Annotated in this window: 13 protein-coding genes; 7 read left to right on the top strand and 6 right to left on the bottom strand. The window is 76.8% G+C overall.

What is annotated here, in order from left to right; translation table 11 throughout:
- Positions 1-43 precede the first annotated feature (43 nt).
- A complete protein-coding gene (locus KPL57_RS40210; protein ID WP_020627802.1) occupies positions 44-280 on the top strand; it encodes an Lrp/AsnC family transcriptional regulator in 237 nt (78 codons plus the stop codon).
- Positions 281-308: 28 nt separating this feature from the next.
- Positions 309-830, top strand: coding sequence for a DUF3515 domain-containing protein (locus KPL57_RS40205; protein ID WP_226355691.1), 522 nt, complete (start codon positions 309-311; stop codon positions 828-830).
- Here the strand turns inward: KPL57_RS40205 and KPL57_RS40200 are convergent, their stop codons facing one another.
- Together KPL57_RS40200 and KPL57_RS40195 are read right to left on the bottom strand one after the other, a co-directional pair.
- Positions 831-1,901 carry a D-alanine--D-alanine ligase family protein gene (locus KPL57_RS40200; RefSeq protein WP_062400911.1) on the bottom strand — a complete coding sequence of 357 codons (1,071 nt, stop codon included), beginning with the start codon at positions 1,899-1,901 and terminating at the stop codon, positions 831-833.
- Between the two features lie 64 nt (positions 1,902-1,965).
- Positions 1,966-3,303, bottom strand: coding sequence for a PLP-dependent aminotransferase family protein (locus KPL57_RS40195; protein WP_226355690.1), 1,338 nt, complete (start codon positions 3,301-3,303; stop codon positions 1,966-1,968).
- A 68-nt stretch (positions 3,304-3,371) separates the two neighbouring features.
- Here KPL57_RS40195 and KPL57_RS40190 point away from each other — a divergent pair, with 68 nt between their 5' ends.
- The 5 genes from KPL57_RS40190 to KPL57_RS40170 all read left to right on the top strand — a co-directional run bounded on the left by KPL57_RS40190 (position 3,372) and on the right by KPL57_RS40170 (position 10,806).
- Positions 3,372-4,025 carry a pyridoxamine 5'-phosphate oxidase family protein gene (locus tag KPL57_RS40190; protein WP_226355689.1) on the top strand — a complete coding sequence of 218 codons (654 nt, stop codon included), beginning with the start codon at positions 3,372-3,374 and terminating at the stop codon, positions 4,023-4,025.
- A 50-nt stretch (positions 4,026-4,075) separates the two neighbouring features.
- On the top strand, positions 4,076-5,107 hold the full coding sequence (locus KPL57_RS40185) for a mechanosensitive ion channel family protein (protein WP_226355688.1): 1,032 nt from the start codon (positions 4,076-4,078) through the stop codon (positions 5,105-5,107).
- A 23-nt stretch (positions 5,108-5,130) separates the two neighbouring features.
- Positions 5,131-5,514 (top strand): globin, encoded by a 384-nt coding sequence (locus tag KPL57_RS40180; protein WP_062400907.1) that lies wholly within the window; start codon positions 5,131-5,133, stop codon positions 5,512-5,514.
- 186 nt (positions 5,515-5,700) lie between these two features.
- Positions 5,701-7,071, top strand: a complete 1,371-nt coding sequence (locus KPL57_RS40175) for a hypothetical protein (protein WP_226355687.1) — start codon at positions 5,701-5,703, stop codon at positions 7,069-7,071.
- Positions 7,072-7,107: 36 nt separating this feature from the next.
- Positions 7,108-10,806 (top strand): hypothetical protein, encoded by a 3,699-nt coding sequence (locus KPL57_RS40170; RefSeq protein WP_226355686.1) that lies wholly within the window; start codon positions 7,108-7,110, stop codon positions 10,804-10,806.
- Positions 10,807-10,833: 27 nt separating this feature from the next.
- Here the strand turns inward: KPL57_RS40170 and KPL57_RS40165 are convergent, their stop codons facing one another.
- From KPL57_RS40165 to KPL57_RS67805, 4 genes are read right to left on the bottom strand one after another with little or no spacing between them, the layout of a single operon-like run.
- Positions 10,834-11,478, bottom strand: coding sequence for a hypothetical protein (locus tag KPL57_RS40165; protein ID WP_226355685.1), 645 nt, complete (start codon positions 11,476-11,478; stop codon positions 10,834-10,836).
- Complete coding sequence (locus KPL57_RS40160; protein ID WP_226355684.1) at positions 11,475-11,900, bottom strand: thioesterase family protein; 426 nt, start codon at positions 11,898-11,900, stop codon at positions 11,475-11,477. Before KPL57_RS40160 ends, KPL57_RS40165 begins: the two co-directional genes overlap by 4 nt.
- Before the next feature lie 9 nt (positions 11,901-11,909).
- Positions 11,910-16,811, bottom strand: coding sequence for an NAD-glutamate dehydrogenase (locus tag KPL57_RS40155; RefSeq protein ID WP_264198723.1), 4,902 nt, complete (start codon positions 16,809-16,811; stop codon positions 11,910-11,912).
- 57 nt (positions 16,812-16,868) lie between these two features.
- Entirely contained in the window at positions 16,869-21,152 is a 4,284-nt protein-coding gene (locus KPL57_RS67805) for a hypothetical protein (RefSeq protein WP_264198722.1), read from the bottom strand.
- Positions 21,153-21,166 lie beyond the last annotated feature (14 nt).

Below are 21,166 nucleotides of genomic sequence, written 5' to 3'. Positions count from 1 at the left end.
CCAACCATCCGGCAGGTCGGCAGTTACCGGAAAGGGGCACGCCGTGGTGCAGGCATACATCCTCGTCCAGACCGAGGTCGGCAAGGCCGCCTCCGTCGCCTCCGAGATCGGGGGTCTGCCGGGCGTCGTCTCGGCCGAGGACGTCACCGGCCCGTACGACGTGATCGTGCGTGCCGAGGCGGACGACGTCGACGAGCTCGGCCGGCTGGTCGTGGCCCGGGTGCAGAACGTCAACGGGATCACCCGGACGCTCACCTGCCCCGTGGTCAAGCTCAGCTGAGACGGGCGGAGACGTGGCAGGGGCACGCGTGTCACCACCGGTCGTGGTGGCGATCGCGCTGCCCCTGCTGCTCGCCCTCGTCGTGGCGGGGCTCGCGGTCTGGGCCCGCCTGACGACGGGGCCGGACACCGGCCCCCTGGAGCTGCCCGCGCAGGCCGCACCGCAGGCGTCGTCGACGTCGTGCGACGCGGTGCTGCGCGCGCTGGGGGCGGGCATCCCCGGCGACACCGGGGACCTCGCGCCGCGCGAGATCGACCCGCCGGTCCCCGGCGCGCGGGCGTGGGTCGCCGAGCCGGAGCCGGTGGTGCTGCGCTGCGGCACCGAACGGCCGGCCGAGCTGGGGCCGACCTCGCCGCTGATCGTGGTCAACGGGGTGAGCTGGCTGCCGCTGGCGACCCCGCAGGGCGCGCTCGCGACGACCTACGCCGTCGTCGACCGCGGGGTGTACCTGGAGCTGTCCGGGCCCGCGGAGACCGGTCCGGGGCCGCTGCAGGCGGTGTCCGACGCGGTCGTCGACACCCTCCCGCCGCAGCCGGTGCGGGTCCGGTAGCTACCGCAGCCCGGTCCCGCGGGCCAGCGCGGTGTCGACCATCGTGCTGAGCAGCTCGGAGTAGTCGAGCCCGGTGACCGCCCACATCTTCGGGAACGCCGAGCTCGGGGTGAACCCGGGCATGGTGTTGACCTCGTTGACGGTGATGTCGCCGTCGTCGGTGACGAAGAAGTCGACCCGGGCCAGGCCCTGCACGTCAAGCGCGCGGAACGCGGTGATCGCCTTCCAGCGCAGCGACTCGGTGATCTCGTCGTCGAGCTTGGCGGGGATCTGCAGCTCGGAGGTGTCGAGGTACTTGGACTCGAAGTCGTAGAACTCGCCGTTGTAGCGCAGCTCGGCGGGCAGGCTGGCGCGGACGCTGCCGTCGGGGAACTCCAGCACCGCACACTCGATCTCGCGGCCGGGCACGGCGGCCTCGACGAGCACCTTCGGGTCGTGCCGGCGGGCCTCGGCGACGGCGGCGTCGAGCGCGGCCGGGTCGGTGACCCGGGTGACGCCCATCGAGGACCCGGCGCGGGCCGGCTTCACGAACAGCGGCAGCCCGAGCCGGTCGCGGTCGGCGAACCCGATGTCGGTGCCGGGGCGGAGCACGACGCCGTCGGCGACGTTCAGTCCCTCGGCGCGCAGCAGCTTCTTCGCGAACTCCTTGTCCATGCCGACCGCGGAGGCCAGCACGCCGGCGCCGACGTAGGGCAGCCCGGCCATCTCCAGCAGACCCTGGATGGTGCCGTCCTCGCCGAAGGCCCCGTGCAGGATCGGGAAGACGACGTCGACCGAGGTCAGCGCCTCGCGCGCGTCGAGGCGGACCAGGCCGCGGCCCGGCTCGCCGGGCAGCACCAGGGCCTCGGCGGTCCCGTCGACCTCGGGCAGCTCGCGACCGGAGATCGCCAGCCGGGCGGGGTCGGACGGGCCGACCACCCACGCGCCGTCCGGGGTGATCCCGACCGGGACCGCCTCGAACCGCTCCGGGTCGAGGTGGGTCAGCACGCTGCCCGCGGACACGCACGAGATCGCGTGCTCGGAACTGCGGCCGCCGAAGACGACGGCGACCTTCACCCGGTCGGCACTCATGGGGCCCGAGGGTAGGCGGCGGCTCCGCGGGGGCGCGCAGCCGGGCGTCGGCCCGGGGGGCCGCTCACCCCACCAGCGCCGCCAGTGCGGCGGTCAGCTCGGCCCGGGTCCCAGCGGCGTACCCGACGACCAGGCCGGACGTGCCGGGTCCGTCCCGGTGGTAGTCGGCCAGCCCGCGCACGGCGACGCCCCGCCGGGCGGCCGCGGCGATCGCGGCCCGCTCCCCCTCGGGCGGGCGGAGCACGAGGTGTGCCCCGGCCGGGTCCCCCTGCGCGGCCCAGCCCGCCGTGCGGGCGGCGTCCAGGACCAGGGCCCGCCGCTCTCGGAGCTCGCGGCGCAGCCGTCGCAGGTGCCGGGACAGGTCGCCGTGTGCGGCGAGCGCGGTGAGGACCAGCTGCCCCGCGGGCGACGGCCGGGTGCCGGTCCGGGCGCGCAGGTCCCGCCACGCGTCGACGACGGCGGGCGGCGCGACCGCCCAGCCGACCCCGAGCGTCGGGCTGAGGATCTTGCTCGCGGTGCCCAGGTGCACGGCGTGGCCGGGTGCGAGGGCGGCGAGCAGGGGCAGCGGGGCGACGTCGTAGCGGAGCTCGCCGTCGTAGTCGTCCTCGATGACCAGGAAGTCCTCGGCGCGGGCGCGCCCGACCAGGGCGACCCGGCGGGCGGCGGACAGGCGCACCGCGGTCGGGAACTGGTGCGCGGGCGTGGTGTAGACCGCCGCGCAGCCGGCCGGGACGGCGTCGACGACCAGGCCGTCGTCGTCCACGGGTACGCCGACGACCCGCAGCCCGGCCGCCAGCAGCGCGGTGACCGCGCGCGGGTAGCCCGGCTCCTCGACGGCGACGGTCGCGCCTGCCGGCAGCAGCCGGGCCAGCTCGGCGACGGCGGCGGAGGTCCCGGCGGTGGTCAGCACGGTGTCCGCGGGCGGGGTGAGGCCGCGGTGGCGCAGCAGGTGGCCGGTGACGGCGTCGTGGAACGCGGGCAGCCCGTCGGCGCGGGGCCGGTCGTCCGGGGGCGGATCGGCGGCGGCCCGCCAGGCGCGGCGCCACATCGCGGGGTCCAGCGCCGCGACGCACGGCCGCCCCGGGTCCAGCACCGACGGCTCGGCCTGCGGCGGGGGCCCGGCGGGCGCGGCCGGGCCCGTGGGGGCGGGCCCGGGGACCGCGGTCACGAACGTCCCCGCTCCGACCCGGCCGGTGACCCAGCCCTCGGCGAGCAGCTGGTCGTAGGCCGCGGCGGTGACCGTCCGGCTCACCCGCAGCGTCGTCGCGAGCCCGCGGGTCGACGGCAGCCGGTCGCCGGGCCGTAGTGCCCCGCCGGCGGCCGCGGCGCGCAGGCCGTCGGCGAGCTGGACCGCCAGCGGCGTCGCCCCGGAGCGGTCGAGGACGATCGGGAGATCCTGCACAGTGGCCTTTCGTTCACGAGCGGAAGTGGCCGTTCCAGGATGCCACTGCCGACGGCCATCCTCGGGGGGTGACGCTCTCCCCCACCACCCGCAGCACCCTGGGCCGCATGCGCGACCGGGCCGCCGTCGACCGCTCCGACCTGCACGCGGTCCTCGACGACGGCCTCGTCGCCCACCTGGGCTTCGTCCGCGACGGCGCGCCCGTCGTCCTCCCGACCGCCTACGGCCGCGACGGCGACACGCTCTACCTGCACGGCTCGTCCGGGGCCCGCTACCTGGCCGGGGACACGCTGCCGTGCTGCGTGACCGTGACCCACCTCGACGGCATCGTGCACGCCCGCGCACTGATGCACTTCTCGATGAACTACCGCAGCGCGGTCGTCCACGGCGACGCCCGCCGCGTCACCGGGGACGACGAACGTCTGCACGCGCTGCGGGTGATCGTCGAGCACCTCACCCCGGGCGCGTGGGACCACGCCCGCCGCCCGGACCGCCGGGAGCTGGCCGCCACCGCGGTGTTCGCGCTCGATCTGACCGAGGCCAGCGTGAAGAGTCGCTCCGGGCCGCCGTCCGACGACGAGGCCGACGTCGCGGCCGGTCTCGCCTGGGCCGGCGTGGTGCCGCTGCGGACCGTCGCCGGGCCTCCGGAAACCGCCCCTGACCTGCACGGACACCAGTCGGTTCCGGACCACGTGCGCGACCGTCGTCACACCGGAGGGTGACGTAGCCTCGGGGGTTCCGACGCAGCCCTCACCGCCCCCGAGGAGGACTCGTGACCCCCGTCGTGCTGCCCGACGTACCCCTGCAGAACGTGACCCTGATACCGGACTGCGTGCAGGACGCCGGTTCGTGGTGCGCCACGCTCTACCGCTGGACCAGCAACGACTTCCTGGCCCAGCACGCGGACACCCTGGTCAGCAGGACCGTGGCGATCACCGTGATCGTCGTGGTCGCGGTGCTGTTCCGGTGGCTGGCGCACCGGGCGATCGCGCGGATGGTCGACGGCGCCACCAACGGCCGGTTCACCGCGCTGGTGGGCCGGGCCCGCCGGCTGCGTCCGGGTGGCGGCGCCGCCGTCGCGCCGGCGGCGGACCCGGGCACCCAGCGACGGGCGCAGCGGGCACGCACGATCGGCTCGGTGCTGCGCTCGATCGTCTCGGCGGTCGTGCTGCTCGTCGCGGTGATGATGGTGATGAACGAGCTCGGCTACCCGCTGGGCCCGCTGCTGGCCGGTGCCGGGGTGATCGGGCTCGCCATCGGTTTCGGTGCGCAGAACCTGGTGCGCGACTTCCTGTCCGGCATGTTCATGCTGCTGGAGGACCAGTACGGCGTCGGCGACGTCGTCGACGTCGGGGAGGCCGTCGGCACCGTCGAGGCGGTCGGCCTGCGGATCACCACGATCCGCGACATCAAGGGCACCGTCTGGTACGTCCGCAACGGCGAGATCCTGCGCGTGGGCAACATGAGCCAGGGCTACGCGGTCGCGGTGGTCGACCTGCCGATCGCGCACCACGCCGACGTCGAGGAGGCCACCGAGCTGGCCGGGAGCACCGCCACCGAGCGCGCCTCCCAGGACGACATCGCCGGTGACGTGCTGGAGGCCCCCGAGGTGCTCGGCGTCGACAAGATCGGCCCGGAGGGCGTCACGCTGCGGATCACCGTGCGGGTCAGCCCCGGCCGGCAGTGGGCGGTGCAGCGCGCGCTCAACGGCGCGATCACCGACGCCTTCGACGACCACGGCATCCCGCGGCCGATGGTCTTCCCCGGCGCGGCCTTCGACGGCCAGGCGCAGAAGCAGAACTGACGACTCCTGGGAGACTGGTCGGCGTGAGTGCACCGCAGAACTTCTACGCCGAGGTGGGTGGCGCCCCGGTCTTCCACCGGATCGTCCACCGGTTCTACGAGGAGGTCGCCCGGGACGAGGTGTTGCGGCCGCTGTACCCGGAGGAGGACCTCGGCCCGGCCGAGGACCGCCTGCGGCTGTTCCTGGAGCAGTACTGGGGCGGCCCGCGGACCTACTCCGACCAGCGCGGCCACCCCCGGCTCCGGATGCGGCACGTGCCGTTCAAGATCGGCCCGATCGAGCGCGACGCCTGGCTGCGCTGCATGCGGATCGCCGTCGACGAGGAGAACCTCTCCCCGGAGCACCGCGAGCAGCTGTGGAACTACCTGCAGTACGCCGCGGTGAGCATGCAGAACTCCGAGTTCTGACCCGAGTAGGGGCATTACCACACAGTGTGATCGTTAGCCCGTCCGTCCGGCGGCCATTCGAGTGGCATTCGGGCGCTTTACGGGTTGATCCAGCGCTGAACGTGACCGAACGCGTCCGGTCTCGTTGGACGGGACGCCGCCCCGGCACGTCGGGCGGCTCGTAGTCACCCGTCTTGGGGGTTCATCGTGAGCGTCTCTCCCTCGCTGTCCGGTCCGCATCGGCACGAGCCGGTCAACGGGTCGTCGCGGCACGCGCACCGCAGCGGCGACTCCGGGGCCCACCCCGACCGCCACGAGGGCGAGGACGGCTCCTGGTTCACCGTCGTGCTGCGCGGCTACGACCGCGGCGAGGTCGACACCCGGCTGGCCGAGCTCGACCACCGCATCCACGACGAGATCCGCCGCGCGGACGCCGCCGAGCAGTCGCTGTCCGCGGCCCGCGCGCAGGTCCGGCGGCTGCAGGAGCAGCTGGAGAACGACTCCGCCGCCCGGGCCGGTCAGGAGCGCCGCGCCGAGGAGGCCGGCTTCGGCCGCCGCGTCGAGCGCGTCCTGCAGGCCGCCGAGCAGGAGGCGGCCGAGCTGCGCGAGCGTGCGGCCGACGAGGCCGCGGAGATCGTGGAGCGCGCCCGCCGCGAGGCCGAGGACCGTCGTTCCCGCACCGAGGAGGCGTTGCTCGGCCGCGCCGCCACCCTGGACCGCGAGTTCACCTCCCGCAGCAGCACCCTCGACGACCGCGAGCACGACGCCGACCGCCGCGAGCGCGACCTCGCCGAGCGGGAGCGCACCGTGTCCGACCGGCTGTCCGGTGTCCACACCGAGGCCGAGCGCATCCTCGCCGACGCCCGCTCCGACGCCGAGCAGACGCTGTCCACCGCCCGCGCCGAGGCCGCCGCACTGCTGCGCGACGCCGAGCAGGGCGCCGGGGAGCGACGGTCGGCGGTCGTGCGCGACGTCGAGCGGCTGGCCGCGCTGCGCGACGACGTCCGCGACGAGCTGACCCGGGTGCAGCGCACCCTCGCCGAGGAGCTGGACCGTGAGCCGGTCTCCGCCGCCCTCGACGACGCCCTGTTCGGCCCCGCGCCCGTCTCCCTGCCGCCGGTCTCCCCGTCGCCCATCTCCCTGCCGCCCGTCTCCCTGCCGCCCGTCTCCCGGCCGCCCTCGACCTCGACGTCCTCGAGCCTCTCCTCGTCGTCCTCGGCGCCGGCGTCGGACGAGGGTTCGATCGCCTCGGTGTCGGAGCTCGGCAGCAGGCCGTCGGCCGACGCCGCCGGCTCCCGCTCCGAGGCCGGCGGTCCCGCCGAGGACGAGGACGCGGACGCGCCCGCCACCGGTTCCCTGCTCCTCGGTCCCGGGCACCGCCCGGCCGAGGAGGACCCCGACAGCACCACCGTCGGCCGCATCCCGCCGATCTCGCTCACCTCGATCGGGGTCCTCCCGTTCGGTGACCTCGGAACGGGGCGTGACCAGCCCCGGACCAGGACGGACGTCGCAGGTGGGACGACCAGGACGGGCCGGGGGGCCACCCGGGGTCCGGGCCCGGGGCGACGCTCGCGATAATCGAATCGTTATGTGCACCCGACCGCCGCAGAACGCATGACGTCGGCGCCCGGTCACCCGGGCCCCGACGACCGCTCCCCCCGGCGTGCCGACGGCCCGCCGGACCCCGAACCGAACCCCGACGGGCTCGGCGAGGCGATCCGGACCGGCCGCGTGCCGGTGGTCCCCGGCTCCCTGGTCGACCTGGTCATGCGGTCCGGCTCGGGCGAGGAACCGGAGCCGGAGGCCACGTCCGAGGACGACGGCGCCCGGCGCGAGCCGACCCCGACCGGGTTCACCGAACTTGTGTCCCGCGAACGGGGTCCCGCGCCCGCCCCACGTCCCACCCCGGGTCCGCGGCCCGCCGCCCCCGAACCGTCGTCGGATGCGGGTGACTACGCCGATCTCGGCGACCTCGGCGACGACCCGCTGGGCGTCGGGCCGCTGCCCGACGAGCCCGGCGACGACGGTCTCGACCCCCTGCACACCCCGGCGGACCGCTTCGCGCCGCCGCCGTCGTTCGCGCCGGGCACACCGGGCGGGACGACACCGCCCGCGACCGGCGGCGCCCCGACCGCGCCCCGCCCCGGCCCGGCCGACGCCACTCCGGCGTCGTCGCGGCCGGACTCGGCGGACGGCGGCCCGGCGTCACCCCGGCCCGGCCCGGCGGACGCCATTCCGGCGGCTCCCCGGTCCGGCTCGTCGGACGTCTCCCCGTCGGCTCCCGTGCCCGGCGCAGCGGGCGCCGTCCCGTCGGTGCCCCGGCCGGACTCCGCGCCGACGGGGCGTCCCGGCCCCGGCGCCGGCGCGAGCCGGCCCGACCCCGCCGCCACACCGGCGGAGGGCGGTCGTCGCACCGATGCCGGTCCCGGGCCGGACGGTGTCCCGGTGACCGCACCCGCACCGACCGTCGTCCCGCCGATCGCGCCCACCCCGCGGCCGCTCGGCGACGGCACCCGCTCCACCGCCGGCTCCACCCCGGACCAGGACGCCACCCCGTCGCCCTCGGCCGGGGACACCACGGGGTCCGGCGGCACCGGCTCCGGCGACGCGGATCGGGACACCGCGGGACAGCACACCGCCAAGCGGTGGCCGCCGCGTCCGGCGCGCAACGGCGCCGACGGCCCGGAGACCGACATCCTGCCGCCCGGCGCGCTGATCGGGCACTACCCGAGCGCGGACCCCTCCGACGACCGGACCGAGCAGCCGCCCGCGCGGCCCTCGACCCCGCCGTCCGGGAACCGTCCGACGATGCCCGGTCGCAGGCCTCCCGCACCCGCGGGCCCGGAGCAGCGTCCGGTGCCCCGTCCGGCGATGGGTGGGGCACCGTCCGGTCCGGCGATGGCCGGGCTGTCGGGCAACGACCTGTTCGCCACCGCCGGCGGTGACTCGGGCAGCGGCTTCGGCCGGCTCCCGGGCCGTGCCGACACCGCGGCCTCCGCACCCGACACCGACGGGTCCACCCCCGACGACGTCGACCGTGACGACACCCCTCGTGACGACACCGCCGGTGAGGGTCCCGCCCGTGAGGGTTCCGCCCGGGACGACTCCTTCCGGGACGACTCCTTCCGGGACGACTCCTTCCGGGACGGCGACGCTCCCCGGGGCACCGACCCGGGCCCGGACGGCGGTCCGGGTTCCTCCGTCGGCGGGCCGTCCGCGTGGGACCGGGACGCACCGGCATGGGACGCCGGCCGCCCGCCCACGGGCGACGCCGCACCGTCCCGCAACGGCGCGTTCCCGACGCCGGGGGCGTACGGCGACACGCCGTCGCGCTCCGGGTCGGCCGCGGCCCCGGGCCGCGCAGCCGCTGCGTTCTCCGGACCGGCGCGGACCGGGGCGTTCCCCGCCCCCGGCGCGGGCCCGACCGACCGCCCCGGCGGCCAGGGCACGGGGGCGTTCCCCACCGACCGCCCCGGCGGCCAGAGCACCGGCGCGTTCCCCACCGACCGGCCCGCGGGGCAGGGCACCGGCGCGTTCCCCACCGACCGGCCCGCGGGGCAGGGCACCGGCGCGTTCCCCACCGACCGGCCCGCGGGGCAGGGCACCGGCGCGTTCCCGACCGACCGCTCCGGTGGTCCGGGCACGGGGGCGTACCCCGTCGACCGCCCCGGCGGGCAGGGCTCCGGTCCGTCTCCGACCGACCGGCCCGGCGCCCCGGGGGCCGGTGGCCGCCCGGACGGGCCCGGTACCGGCGCCCACCCGTCGAACGGCGCCCCCGGCGCCCGTTCCTGGGCCCCCGCCCCGGACCGCCCGGGGCCCGGAGGACCGGACGGACGGCACGCACCGCGACCGGACGCCCCGTCCGAGAACGAGACCACCGTGGTCCTGCGGCCCGTCGGCACCGACGGCGAGCCGCCCACGCTGCAGGGCCTCACCCCGGTCACCGGACACCCGGACGCCCCGGCGACGGACGACACGGCCGGCCCGTCGGACCCGGACCGGCCGGACGCCTCGACGACCAGCCGCAACGCCGCCGCCGCGGCCTCGATCGGGGCCGTCTCGGTGGCCGCCGCCCGTGCCGCGTCCGGCCGGGACGGCACGGTCAGCGACACCGGTCCGGGCACCGCGGTCCAGCCCGCGGCCGCGGAGGCCGCCGCCCACGCCGCGGTGACCGGTGAGAAGCCGCCGGTCACCCCGCGCCGCGAGGCGATCATGTCGGCGAAGCCGCGCAACGGGCGTCGCAGCCCGTCCGCGGCCGGGCTCGCGATCGCGCTGGCGATCGTGCTGCTCGGTGCGCTGACGCTGTGGGCGATGCTGTCGCCCAGCCAGTCCGACCCGGGCGCGAACGCGACCCGGCCCGCCGTCTCGGCCGGTCCGGGCACGGGGCCGCGTCCGGACGCGGTCGCCGCCGGGGCGAGCCTGGCGCAGCCGACGGTGCGGGCGACCGTGCCCGTCGGCGGCGCCCCGGTCGCCGTCGCGGCCGCCCCGGACGGCGCGACGGCCCTCGTCGCGGTCCGCGACGCGAACCGGCTCGCGGTCGTCGACACCGCGACCGACGCGGTCACCGGGGAGATCGAGCTCCCGGCCGCCCCGCAGGGCGTGGTGACCTCCCCGGACGGCACCCGCGCCTACGTCAGCACCGCCGGTCAGGGCGGCGGGCAGATCGCCGTCGTGGACGTGCCGGGGCGGAGCGTCGTCTCGACCGCCGCCGTCGGCGGGGACCCGGCCGCGGCCGCGGTGTCCCCCGACGGCCGGTTCCTCTACGTGCCGTCCCGCGCGGACGCCACCGTGCAGGAGCTCGACCCGAACGCGGGCACCGTCACCCGGACCGTGCCGGTGTCCCGCGACCCCTACGCGAGCGCCACGAACGACGCGGGCGACCGCGTCTACCTCGCCACCCGCGGCGCCGACCAGCTCACCGTCCTCGACCCGGACAGCCTCACCGTGCTCGGCAGCTTCCCGGTGCGCGGCGGCGCGGAGTCCCTGGCCGTCAGCCCCGCGTCGGTCCCGCGGACCGTGGTCGCGGTCGGCGGTCCGGAGTCCGGCACCGTGACCGTCGTGGACCCCGCCGACGGCCGCGAGATCGCGACCGTGCAGGTCGACGGCGGCGCCACCGGCATGGCCTTCGCCCCCGACGGCCGCCACCTCTACGTCGCGACCCGGCAGGGTCTCGTCACCGTCGACACCGGGACCTGGCAGGTCACCGGCACCACCGACGTCGCCCCGAACCCGACCGCCGTCGCGGTCGCCCCCGACGGCCGCACCGGCTGGGTCACCGGCGACGGCGCGGTCAGCGTGCTGAACCTGAGCTGAGCCGTCCCCGGCTGCGGGCCCGGTCCGTCAGCGCGCGACCGACAGCGGCAGCGACACCACGCGCCGCTTCACCACCGCCCCGTACCGGGCGTCGAGCCGCATCCACGACCCCGACGCGGACACCCGTACCCGCGGCCCGTCGGTCTCCTGCGGCGCCGAGCCGAGGAACCCCATCCCGGACATCGCGAACAGCACCCGCATCGGCACGGTCACCGGGCGGCCCGCGTCCGGCGGGGACACCGTCAGCACCGTCTGGTCCAGCAGCGACGCCGGCGGTCCCATCGGGCCCGCGTGCTCCCGGGCCAGTGCCAGCCCCCGGTCGGCGAGCTCGTCGAGCTCCGCGGCGGGGACGTCGTCGACCCGGGACCAGCCGTCGTCGGGCGGGAGCTCGTCGAGCCACGGCGCGGGCGGGCCGGGGTCGACCGCGGCGGAGCGGTCGACGGCCAGCGCCGTCAGCAGCATCGACGCCTGCGCGGTGACCGGCAGTGCCGGGTCGAGCTCCCCGGCCACCGACCGGGTCACGAGCACGTCGAACGGGGTGCGGGCCCACGCGGTGACCCGGCCGGCACCGGCGGTGAGCCGGATCGCGGCGGTCTGGTCGAGCCGGGCGACGCGCGCGGTGAACGCGCCGAGGTCGTCGCGCTCGGTCGCGTCCGCCAGTCGCAGGGTCACGACACGTCTCCCAGGTGGCGCTCGAGGAAGTCCCGCTCGTCGGCGGTGAGCCGGCGGACCCGGTCCGCCTCGAGGTCGTAGAGGGCCATCCGGGTCCAGGCGGTGACCGCGACCGGCTCGTCCGCGCCGGGCCCGTCGTGCAGGGCGTAGTCGAGGACGAACGACGCGGCCCGCAGCTCCCGCACGGTGATCGCACACCGCAGCGGCTCGGGCCGCCACGGCAGCTGCCGCTTGTACTCCACGTGCAGCCCGGCGACGAGCAGCCCGGAGGAGAACCCGGCGAGCCCCTCCCGCCCGGCGGCGGTGAAGGCCAGCGCGACGCGGGCCTCCTCGATGAGCGTGACTATCCGGGCGTGGTTGACGTGCCGGTAGGCGTCCTGGTCGGTCCAGCGCAGCGGGACCTCGGCGACGAAGGCGGTCACGGGGAGCTCCTACCGGGCCAGTCCGCGCAGCTGACGCGAGATCACCGACAGGGTCGCGAGGTCCAGCGACGCCGACGCCCCGATCTCCTCCAGCGCACTGCGGGCGCGCGCGAGCTTCGAGGAGTTCGCCTGCTCCCAGGCGGCGATCGCGTCGTCGACACCCGTGCCGGGCGGGGTCTCGCGCAGCGCGTCGAGGGTGATCGAGCGCAGCGACCCGTAGAGGTCGTCACGCAGTGCGAGCCGCGCCAGCGCGTGCCAGCGGTCCCCGCGGTCGAGCCGGGACACCGCGGTCAGCGCCTGGTCGACGCCGAGGTGCTCGGACAGCGCGTAGTACAGGCGGGCCACCTCGGCGCCGGGCCGCGGCTCGGCCTCGCGGTCGGACAGCTCCACCAGCTCGACGACGTCGAGCAGCCCGTAGGCGTAGAGCGACAGCGCGGCCGACTCCACCATCTCCTCGGGCACCCCGCAGGCGCGCAGCTCCGCGGCACGTTCCTGCACCGCGTCGAGCTCGCGGCCCTGCAGCAGCTCGGGCAGCCGGGCCCGCAGCTCCGCGATGGGGCCGGCGAACCGGTTGACCTCCGCGCCGACGGCGAGCGGCTGCGGCCGGTTGGTCAGGAACCAGCGCGACACCCGGTCGAGCAGCCGCCGCGACTCCAGCACCACCGCGTCGGCGATCGGGACGGGGACCTCGGCCCGGCGGACGGCCTCCCAGAGCGCAGGCAGCCCGAACACGCGGGTGGTGACGGTGTAGGCGCGCAGCACGTCGTCGGGGCCCGCGGAGATCTCCTCGCCCAGCCGGAACGCGTAACTGATCCCGGCGCCGTCGACCATGTCGTTGACCAGCGACGTCCCGATGATCTCGCGACGCAGCGGGTGGTTGCGCACGGCGTGGTCGAAGCGCTCCCGCAGCGGGTGCGGGAAGTAGCCGGGCAGCGTCGGCGCGAACGCCGGCAGGTCGGGCAGGTCGGTCTGCAGCAGCCGGTGGGTCAGGTCGAGCTTGGTGTGGGCGAGCAACGTCGCCAGCTCGGGGCCGGTGAGGCCGAGACCGTCGGCGGCCAGGCGGGCGAACCCCGCCTCGTCGGGCAGGACCTCCAGCGTGCGGTCGAGCCCGGTGCGCCCGGCGAGGTCGGTGACCATCCGGGCGTGCACGCCGACCATGCCCGGGGCGTGGGCGCGCGCGACGCCGAGCACCTCGTTCTGCGCGACGTTGTCGGCGAGCACGAGGGCGGACACCTCGTCGGTCATCGACGCGAGCAGCTCGTTGCGGGCGTCGCGGTCCAGGGAGCCGTCCGCGACCGGGCGGTCCAGCAGGATCTTGATGTTGACCTCGTGGTCGGAGCAGTCGACGCCCGCGGAGTTGTCGATGGCGTCGGTGTTGACCCGGCCGCCGGCGCCGTCCGGGCCGCCGAGGCGGGCGAACTCGATCCGCCCGCGCTGGGTGAGCCCGAGGTTGCCGCCCTCGCCGACGACGCGCACCCGCAGTGCGCGGCCGTCGACCCGGATGGCGTCGTTGGCCTTGTCCCCCACCTCGCCGTCGGTCTCGCCGGACGCCTTGACGTAGGTGCCGATGCCGCCGTTCCACAGCAGGTCGGCGGGGGCGAGCAGGATCGCGTGGATCAGCTCGGGCGGGGACATCGCGGTGACCGTGTCGGCCAGCCCGAGCGCGGCCCGGATCTCCGGCCCGACCGGGACCTTCTTCGCCGTCCGCGGCCACACCCCGCCACCGGCGCTGATCAGGGAGGTGTCGTAGTCGGCCCACGAGCTGCGGGGCAGCTCGAAGAGCCTGCGCCGCTCGGCGTAGGAGGTCGCGGCGTCCGGGGCCGGGTCGACGAACACGTGCCGGTGGTCGAACGCGGCGACCAGCCGGATGTGCTCCGACAGCAGCATCCCGTTGCCGAACACGTCGCCGGACATGTCGCCGACGCCGACGACGGTGAACTCCTCGCGCTGGGTGTCGACGCCCAGCTCGCGGAAGTGCCGCTTGACCGACTCCCACGCGCCGCGGGCGGTGATGCCCATGGCCTTGTGGTCGTAGCCGACCGAGCCGCCGGAGGCGAACGCGTCGCCCAGCCAGAAGCCGTAGGACTCGGCGACGGAGTTGGCCAGGTCGGAGAACGTGGCGGTGCCCTTGTCCGCGGCGACGACGAGGTAGGAGTCGTCGCCGTCATGACGCACCACGTCGGTGGGCGGCAGCGTCTCGGTGGCGCCGTCGGCGTGGGTCAGCAGGTTGTCGGTGATGTCGAGCAGCCCGGAGATGAAGGTCCGGTAGCAGTCGCGGACGTGCTCGGGCGCCGGTCCGGGCCTGCGCACGACGAACCCGCCCTTCGCCCCGACCGGGACGATGACGGCGTTCTTCACCGCCTGGGCCTTCACCAGGCCGAGCACCTCGGTGCGGTAGTCCTGCTGGCGGTCGGAGAAGCGCAGACCGCCGCGGGCGACCGGGCCGAACCGCAGGTGCACGCCCTCCACCGCGGGCGAGTACACGAAGATCTCGAACCGCGGGCGGGGCAGCGGCATGTCCGGCACGGCGGCCGGGTCCAGCTTGAAGGAGAAGAACGGGCGGCCCCGGAACCAGTTGGTCCGCAGCGTCGCCTCGATGACCGCGAGCAGGCCTCGCAGGATGCGGTCGGCGTCGAGACCGGAGACCTGGTCGATCAGGGTGGTGACGTTCTCCAGGGCCCGCTGGTGGGCGGCCTCGCGCTCGTCGGCGTCGGTGGTGGCCGGGTCGAACCGGGCCCGGAACAGGGTGATCAGACCCTGCGCGACCTGCGGGTGCGCGACCAGGACGCCGGCCGTGTACTGCAGGGTGAACAGCCCGCCGAGCTGGCGGGTGTAGCGGCTGTAGGCCCGCAGGACGGCGGCCTCGCGCCAGTGCAGACCGGCCCGCAGGACGAGCGCGGAGAACCGGTCGGACTCGGCGTCGCCCCGCCAGGCCGCGGCGAACGCCTCCTCGAAGCGACGACCGGCGTCCTCGACGGTGACAGTGGGGACCGCGGGGGCACCGGCGGGCTGCGGGGGCCGGAGCCCGAAGTCGTAGAGCCAGCAGCGACGGCCGTCGGGGCGGCGGAACTCGTAGGGCCGCTCGTCGACGACCTCGACGTCGAGCTGCTGCAGCAGCGGCAGCACACCGGTGAGGGTGACCGGGTCGTCGCCGACGTAGAGCGCGAACCGGATGTCGCCCTCGATGCTGCGGTACAGCCGCAGGTCGAACGCGTCCTCGCCCTTCTCCCCCAGCGTCATCAGCCGCCGCAGGTCCTCGACGGCGCGCAGCGGGGTCACCGTCGCCTTGTAGGACTCGGGGACTCCGGCCAGCATCGGCCGGGCGGCGGGCCCGGCGTCGCCGAGCGCGGCGACGAGCAGGTCGTCCCAGGTCCGGGTCGCCTCGGCGACGTGGTCCTGCAGCTCGGCCAGGTCCACCGTGGCCGGCTCGGCGCCGGGGTCGGTGGTGATCGTCAGGTGCAGCAGCGCCAGCTCGACGTCGCCGACCTGGGCGGTGTAGCTGACGTCGGTGCCGCCGAGCCGGGTGCGCAGGATGTCGGTGATCCGCAGCCGGGTCGCGGTCGTGTAGCGGTCACGCGGCAGGTAGACCAGGCAGGACAGGAAGCGGCGGTAGGGGTCGGGGTGCACGAACAGCCGCACCGCGCGGCGGGCGCCCGCCTCCAGTACGCCGACGGCGGTGTCGTGCAGCCGCTCCTGCGACGAGGTGAACAGCTCCGCGCGCGGCAGCTGGGAGAACACCTCGAGCATCTGCTGCCCGGAGTAGGAGTCGGCCGGGAAGCCCGCGCGCCGGATGGCGCCACGGATGCGGCGGGCGACGACCGGGATGTCCAGGACCGACTCGTGCCGGGCCGGGACGGTCAGCATCCCGAGGAAGCGGTGCTCGCCGGTGACGGTCCCGTCGGCGTCGCGGGTGCGGACACCCACGTAGTACGGGTGCACCGCGCGCAGCACCCGGCTGCGCTCGCTGGCGCGGGTGAACACGAGCAGGCCCGCGGGGTCGGCGGCGCCGGTCTCCTCGGGGAGGAAGACGTTCGCGCCGGCGTCGCCGGGGCGCAGCACGCCGAGACCGGTGTCGGTGTCGGGCCGCAGCCGCCCGTCCGGGTCGCCCCCGCTGTCGGTGCGCCGGGAGTAGTGGCGGTAGCCGACGAAGACGAAGTGGTCGTCGACCAGCCAGCGCAGCAGGTCCGCGACCTCGGCCGGGTGCACGTCCCCCTCGTCGGCGTCGGCGGCCGTGGCGGCACCGGTGCCGGAGAGGTCGTCGGCGAGGGCGCGGGCGCGCAGGGTCATCGCGGCGGTGTCGTCGACGACCTGCCGGACCGCGGCGAGCGTGTGCTCCAGCTCGGCGTGCAGCGCGTCGGGGTCGAGATCCCCGGAGGACACGACGTCGACGTGCATCCACGACTCGACCGAGGCCCCCTCGGTGGGGTCGGTCGGGTCGGCGGCGGTGTCGACGCCGGTCAGCGTGCCGTCGGCGGCGCGGTGCACGACCAGGATCGGGTGCACGACGCGCCGCGCGGTGCCGCCGGCCCGGCCGATCCCGGCGAGCGCCGACTCGACGATGTAGGGCATGTCGTCGGTGACGATGTCGACCGTCACCGCGTCTCCCCCGGCGGCGGCCACCCGGACGGCGGCCCGGCCGGGTTCGCGGTGCGCACCGAGCGCGAGATGGGTGTCGACGACGGTCGCCGGCCCGGGCAGCTCCGCGCCGCCGGTCGCGTCGGTCTCGGGGGTGTGCCGGGCGTAGAGACGGACGAGGTCCGCGGCGGCACCGCTCCCGGGGCGGGGATCACCGCCCGGCCCGTCGGTGCTCGTGGTGTTCCCGGTCTGCCCCGTCGTCCCGCTGCTCACGATCCACTCCGGCCCCGTGCGTGTGCTGACGGCCGTCACCCTATCCCGAGGTACCGACACCATCGGCGGACCGGGACGGCCGCGCCCGCGACGACCGGGCGAGCGGTTCCCGGCGGCCGGTCAGATCTCGCGGTAGGCCGCGAGGGCCCCGGCGAGGAGATCGGCGAGGCCCATGTCCTCGGGGATGCCGGCGGGGTCGGACGGGGCCGGCGTGGCCGGGGCGCCCGGTGTGCCGTCGGCCGGTGCCGACGTCGTCGCCGGGGCGCCGGCAGCGCTGTCCTGCCGTCCGGGCGTCACGGGTGACGCGCCGTCCCGCGTCCCGGCCGGGGTAGATGCGTCGTCGCGCGAGGGCCCCGTCGGCGGCTCGTCCCTCGTGGCCGGGCCGTCCTCCCGGTCCGCGGCGTCCGACGGCACCGATCCGTCCGCGGGGACCGCTCGGCGGGAGCGGGCCCGTCGGGTCGCGGGACCGGCGCCCGGCGTCCGGCGTCCGCCTGCGTCCGGTCGGTTCCCGCCGGGTCGGTTCCCGCCGGGTCGTACGTCCGTCGTCGGAGTGTGGACGGCGCCGGTCGCCGGTTCGTCGTCGCCGCTCGCGGCAGCGTCACCGCGCGCGAAAGCGTCACCGCGCGCGGCAGCGTCGCCGGTCGCGGCAGCGTCGCCGGTCGCGGCAGCATCGCCGGTCGCGGCAGCATCGCCGGTCGCGGCAGCATCGCCGGTCGCGGCAGCATCGCCGGGCGTCGGGGCGAAGACGGCCGCTGCGCCCCGCACCACGGTCGGTCCGGTCGCGGTACGCAACGTCCAGGTCCCCGCGCCCACGCCACTGCCGTCGGGCTCGCCGGACGCACGGTGGCCGGCGACCCGGGCGGACGTGGTCCCGCCCCCGTCGAACAGACCGGCGGTCCCGCCGTGTCCGTCATCGGCCGGTGGGGTGGTGTCCCGCCCACGACGACGCGGCAGCGCGGACTCCCCCGCTCCGTCGTCGACCCCGGACCACCGCACCGGCAGCCCGGAACGTTCACGGGCCGGGCCGTCGTAGCGGGAGGCGGCGCCGTCCGGCCCGGGGAGGTCGAGGTGGGCCCGGACCGCCTCGGCGAGGCGCCGATCCGGCTCCGGGGGCAGCGCGAACCGGGTGTCCAACGGGTCCGGCACCGACATGGGGTCCGCCGGGGCGGAACCGCCCCACACCTGCGCCCGCTCATCGCTCGCCGGTCCGGTGGGGTCGCCGCCCGCAGCGCCGCGGGCCCCGTCTCGGGCCTCGTCGCGGGCGGAGGGGTGCGGCTCGGCGAGGTGTCCGGGGCCACGATCCCGGGCACCGGAGTCGCGGGCGGCCGGGCTCCGGACTGTCCGGTCGCGGGCCGCCGGGTCCCGGACGGCTCCGTCGGAGCGCCGCCGCCCGCCGCTCCCGGGCCGCACGGTGAGACCGACGGCGCTCAACGACGCCGTCCCGTCGCCGGCGGCCCGTCGCCGCCCGCCCCGGGCCGCGCGCTCGCCGGACAGGTCCAGCGGCGTCGCCAGCGCCGGCCCCGCGACCGGCTCCGAGGCGGCCGACGGCTCACCGGCACCCGACCCCGCGTCCCCGGTCTGCGCGGCGCCGGAGTGCCCACCGACCCGGGCCGAGGGCGCCTCAGGGAGGGGCGCCGGCGTGTCCGGCCCGGTCAGCTCGGTGACGATCTCGTCGCCCTCGACACCGTGCGGTCCGACGGCCTGCATCCGCAGGGACGTCCCCGCCCGCAGCCCGCCCCGGCGCACGCGACCGCCGAGGTGCGTCGCGAGCGACCGTGCCCAGAGCAGGACGGTGACGTGGTCGACGTCGGGCAGGGTGACCCGCACCGTGTCGTCGTCGCGACGTGTGGTCCCGGACGGCGGAACCAACCGGCGGGCCCGGGTGACCACGTCGTGCAGGGCCCCCACCGCCGCCGTACCGGTGACGGTCTCGAGGTCGCCGTCGACGAGGTCGAGGACGATCGACCGCTCCGCCGGACCGGGTGGACCCGTCGGGGCCGCGGGGGCGGTCGGTGCCGCTGCCGGGCCGCTGTCCGGGACACGGGCCGCGGCGCGCGCGCTCGCCCGACCGGACCTCGGGTCGGCCTCGGCGAGGGTCGACTCGCCCGCAGCCCGCTCGGCGACGACGGCCGGCTCGTCCACAGCCCGCTCGGCCTCGACGGCCGGCTCATTCGCAGCCCGCTCGGCGGCGACGGCCGGCTCCGGAGCGGGAGCCCCGTTCCGGTGACCGTCGACGGGGCCTGGCCCGGCTGCCGGGTCGGCCCCGTCGCCGTCGCCGGACCGGTGGGCCCCGTCGTGCCGTGCTCCGTTCCGCGGAACGACGTCAGCCGGGCCGTGGGACCCGTTGCGGTGCGTGGCCGCAGGCGGCTCGGGGGCGCGCCACTCGGCCAGGAGGGCGTCGGCGAGCGGCGAACCGCCTGCCGCGTCGGGGGTCCACGACGGCCCGGTCCACGACGGGTCCCGGGGTGCCATTGGTGCCGGCCCGTCCGCGAGGAGCCCGGAGACGCCCAGCGGGTCGGCGGGGTCGATGCCCGCGGGTCGTCGACCTCCGGTGTCCGTCGTGTCGTCCGACGCCCGGTCAAACGATCCTGCGGCGCCCGTCGTGTCCGGCGTACCGGTGGTTCCTGTGGTGTGGGTCGTGCCCGGCGTACCGGTCGCCGACGACGCATCCGTCGTGAGGCCGGCCTCGCCGGGACGGTGACCGTTCCGGTTCGCGCCGGTGGACCGCTCCACGGTGCGGTCGGCGGGCGACGGGTCGGCGGTTGCGGCACCGTTCGTCGTGCCGGGGCCCAAGAGCAGGCTCTCCGACGGCGCCCAGCGCACCGGGAAGCGTCCGGCCGCGGGGAGGTCGTTCGCCGGACGGCCGTTCGTGGCCCCGGCTCCCGTGGCGCCGTCGTCCACGTCCCCGGCTCCGGCTCCGGCTCCGCGACCGTCCCTGCTCACCGTGGCGGAGGACCGGTCGGCCCGGGGCCGATCGTCGGTCGGGCGATCGTGCTCGGGCTCGGTGTGGCCGGTTCCGGCGGGGCGGTCGGTCCCGGCACCGACCGTGCGTTCCTCGACGGGCGTCCGGGCGGGAGGGTCGTCTCCGCCTCGCTGGTCCCCGCCGGAGGACGACTCCGCACCGCCGGAGCGGGACGCGGCGAACCCCGGTTCCGGCGTACCGCGACCGACGCTGTCCCGGGTACCGACACCGGGCCCGCCCGTCGGAGCACCGGCGACGGCGCCTCCGGTCGCAGCCGGACGCTCGGCGGGTACGGCCGGCGCTCCGCCCGTGCGCGGGAACGGGGTGGGTCGCTCGGCGGTGCTGGTGCGGACGGCGGCGAGCGGCAGTAACGCCGCCACCGCGGCGCGGAAGCGCGTCCCGCGGTCGCGATCGACCTGGTCGGCCTCCATCGCGGCCCGCATCGTCTCGAGGGCCTCGCGGTACCTGCCCGAGCCCTCGTGCAGCTCGGACTGGGCGGTTCGGCAGGCTGCAACCAGCGCGGGGACGCCCGCCTGTTCGGCGCCGTCGGCGGCCTCGACCAGGGCGCGGGCTGCGTGGTCCGCGCGCCCCGCCTGCACCCGGGCGAGCGTGAGCCGCAGCAGCACGCCCTGACGACCGGCGTCCCCGGCGTCGCGCTGCACGGCGGCCGCGGCGACCGCGTCGGGCGGGACGTGCCCGGAGTCGAGCAGCGCAGTGATCCACTGGCTGAGCAGTGCCGCGGCGAGGTGGGTCGACAGCGGGCGGGACCCGGGCCGTTCCGGTGTCCATCCGAGCTGGGCCAGGCCGCGCAGCGCGCGGTCCACGGCGGCGTCGTGTTCGCGCCGGGCCCGGTGCACCGACCCGACGACGAGGTCCGCGTACGCCGCGGGTTCGCCACCGAAGCCGGACCCGCAGGCGTCGACGTCGCTGCGCAGCCGTTCGAGCTCGGCGGCGGAGGCGCCGGCGAGTGCGCAGCGCACCTCGACCGCGAGCCGGTCGAGGCGCAGCAGCCCCTGGTCCTCCCCCGGGGCGTCGTCCGGCAGTCCGACGACGAGTGCCCGAGCCGCCTCGAGCTCCCCGTCGGCCTGGGCGACCCCGGCCAGCTCCACCCGCAGACGGGCGCCCTCGGGACGGGTGAGGACCTCGGTGCCGGGCGCGCGGAGGGGCACGGGGACCGTGCTGTCACCCGGGTTGACATGACCGGTCACCCCGGCGACGACGGCGGTGGCGACGTCGCGGGCGTCCCCACCCGCGGCGTGGCCGTCGAGCAGCCAGCCCGCGGCCTGCAGCCAGCGCAGATCGTCACCGTCTGCGACGGCTCGCGCGCACGCCTGCTCCGCCAGTTCCGCGGTGAGCAGGGGCCGCTGCCAGCGCAGGGCCGCCGCCGTGCGCAGTTCGGCCGTCGTCGCGCCGGCGGCCCGACCTCCCAGGTCGAACGTCACATCGCCTCCCCTGA

Source organism: Pseudonocardia sp. ICBG601 (genome assembly GCF_020496245.1).
The sequence above is the reverse complement of the archived record's forward strand: the minus strand, read 5'-3'. Positions and strand labels throughout refer to the sequence as shown.

Bases quoted from the DNA above. Each gene is read 5' to 3' on its own strand.
- KPL57_RS40200 (WP_062400911.1), bottom strand. From the start codon at position 1,901: ATGAGTGCCGACCGGGTGAAGGTCGCCGTCGTCTTCGGCGGCCGCAGT.
- KPL57_RS40170 (WP_226355686.1), top strand. From the start codon at position 7,108: ATGACGTCGGCGCCCGGTCACCCGGGCCCCGACGACCGCTCCCCCCGG.
- KPL57_RS40155 (WP_264198723.1), bottom strand. From the start codon at position 16,811: ATGGTGTCGGTACCTCGGGATAGGGTGACGGCCGTCAGCACACGCACG.